This window comes from Calidithermus terrae, from assembly GCF_003574345.1.
Classification (GTDB): domain Bacteria; phylum Deinococcota; class Deinococci; order Deinococcales; family Thermaceae; genus Calidithermus; species Calidithermus chliarophilus.
In genome coordinates this window covers 1-1925 of record NZ_QXDL01000380.1, presented here as the reverse complement: position 1 = coordinate 1925, position 1925 = coordinate 1, and the positions used below count along the sequence as shown (strand labels likewise).

Genomic DNA, 1925 nt, shown 5'->3' with positions numbered 1-1925 from the left:
GTGGAGCAGCAGGGGGAGCAGGGGGTCGGCCTCGGGCGGGCCCTCGACCAGGATGCAGTCGGGCCGGAGGGCCTCGAGCGCCGCTTTCAGGCTGCGCGCCGAGCCCGGCCCGTGGTGGCGGATGCCGAAGATGTGGACGTTCATACGTTTTCCTCGTCGGTGGCCCAGTTGGCGGGGTTGCTAACGATGTACTCGCGGGCGGCCTCGAGGTGGCGCTCGTCGCGGAGGACCGTGTCGTAGTAGCGGCCTTGCCAGACCCTGAGGTGCGGATACCTCCGGTGGACCCGCTTGGCGGCGGCCGACTTGAACGCCCCGACGAAGGCGCCGAGGGAGCGCTTGGCAGGTCCTGGGGCGGGCGGAGTCCGTAGGGACGACGCGCGCGTCGTCCCTACGGGGCCGCGGGGAACGGGGGAAGGCTCAGGCGGCCGGATCATGACGACCCCGTGCACGTGGTTGGGCATCACCACGAAGGCGTCCAGGGAGACCTCGTCGCGCAGCCATTCGGAGCGGTGCCATTCCCACCAGACGATGTCGCCGATCTCGCTCAGCCGCATCTCCCCGCCCACCACCTCGCCGAAGAGGGGCTCGCGGCCGTGGGTGCAGACCGTGACGAAGTACGCCGCCTCCTGGGCGTAGTCAAACCCCCGCAGCCGCGGCGATCTCCGGTTCGGACCCCTCCACATACCCTCACCCGCACGGACGGCGCGTACGGCCCTACACCACCTCGCGGCAGGCGCGGTAGAGGTCCTTCCAGCCGGGGCGCTCCTTGACCACGGTCTCGAGGTACTCCAGGTAGACCACCCTGTCCTGCACCGGGTCCTTGACGATGGCGCCCACCAGCCCCGAGGCGATGTCGGCGGCCTTGAGGCTGCCGTCGCCGAAGTGCCCGGCCAGGGCCATCCCCTGCCCCACCACGCTGATGGCCTCGGCGGTGGAGAGGGTGCCCGAGGGGCTCTTGAGCTTGGTCTTGCCGTCGGCGGTGACGCCGTCGCGCAGCTCGCGGAAGACGGTGACCACCCGGCGGATCTCCTCCAGCGCCGGCTTCTCCCCGGGCAGCTCGAGGGCCTTGCCCAAGCTCTCCACGCGGCGGCTGACGATCTCGACCTCCTCCTCGAGGGTGTCGGGGGTGGGCAGCACCACGGTGTTGAAGCGGCGCTTGAGCGCGCTGGAGAGCTCGTTGACCCCGCGGTCCTTGTTGTTGGCGGTGGCGATGAGGTTGAAGCCCTTCACCGCCTGCACCTCGGTGGAGAGCTCGGGGATGGGCAGGGTCTTCTCGGAGAGGATGGTGATGAGGGTGTCCTGCACGTCGGAGGGGATGCGGGTGAGCTCCTCGAGGCGGGCGATCTTGCCGTCCTGCATGGCCCGCACCAGGGGGCTCTCGACCAGCGCGGCGCGGCTGGGCCCCTCCGCCAGCAGCTTGGCGTAGTTCCAGCCGTAGCGCACCGCCTCCTCGGAGGTGCCGGCCGTGCCCTGGATCAGCAGCGTGGAGTCGCCGGCGATGGCGGCGGCGAGGTGCTCGCTGACCCAGCTCTTGGCGGTGCCGGGAACGCCGTACAGCAGCAGGGCGCGGTCGGTGGCGAGGGTGGCGACGGCGATCTCGATGAGGCGGCGGTTGCCGATGTACTTCGGCGTGATCTCCAGCTTGCCCGCCCTGCCGCCCATCAGGTACTCGGTCACGGCCCAGGGCGAGAGCTTCCAGCCCGGGGGCCGGGGCTTGTCGTCGGTCTTGGCGAGGGCGGCGAGCTCTTCGGCGTACTGGACTTCGGCGTGCTGGCGGAGGACCTGGTTCATAGCTACACTCCTTCGGGTACGAAAGCCTGGTGCATCTCGTGGCGGAACTCGAGCAGCCCGGTAAAGCGGGAAAAGGCTTCGGACAGCGGGTGGTCGGGGTTGGCGAAGGCCTGGCGGACGGAGGGGTGGAGGGC

Annotated in this window: 3 protein-coding genes; all 3 read right to left on the bottom strand. The window is 70.3% G+C overall.

Annotation, left to right across the window (positions count from 1 at the left end; translation table 11 throughout):
* Nucleotides 1-144 (bottom strand): DUF5682 family protein (locus tag Mterra_RS23730; RefSeq protein WP_170159778.1); only part of this gene is annotated, 144 nt, incomplete at its 3' end.
* Entirely contained in the window at nt 141-683 is a 543-nt protein-coding gene (locus Mterra_RS20905) for a transposase (protein ID WP_119316833.1), read from the bottom strand. The genes Mterra_RS23730 and Mterra_RS20905, both read right to left, overlap by 4 nt.
* 31 nt (nt 684-714) lie before the next feature.
* A complete protein-coding gene (locus tag Mterra_RS20900; RefSeq protein WP_119316832.1) occupies nt 715-1791 on the bottom strand; it encodes an ATP-binding protein in 1077 nt (358 codons plus the stop codon).
* Between the last annotated feature and the right edge of the window lie 134 nt (nt 1792-1925).

Excerpts from the sequence above, each read along its gene's own strand:
- Mterra_RS20900 (WP_119316832.1), bottom strand. The coding sequence starts at position 1,791 with ATGAACCAGGTCCTCCGCCAGCACGCCGAAGTCCAGTACGCCGAAGAG.
- Mterra_RS20905 (WP_119316833.1), bottom strand. The coding sequence starts at position 683 with ATGTGGAGGGGTCCGAACCGGAGATCGCCGCGGCTGCGGGGGTTTGAC.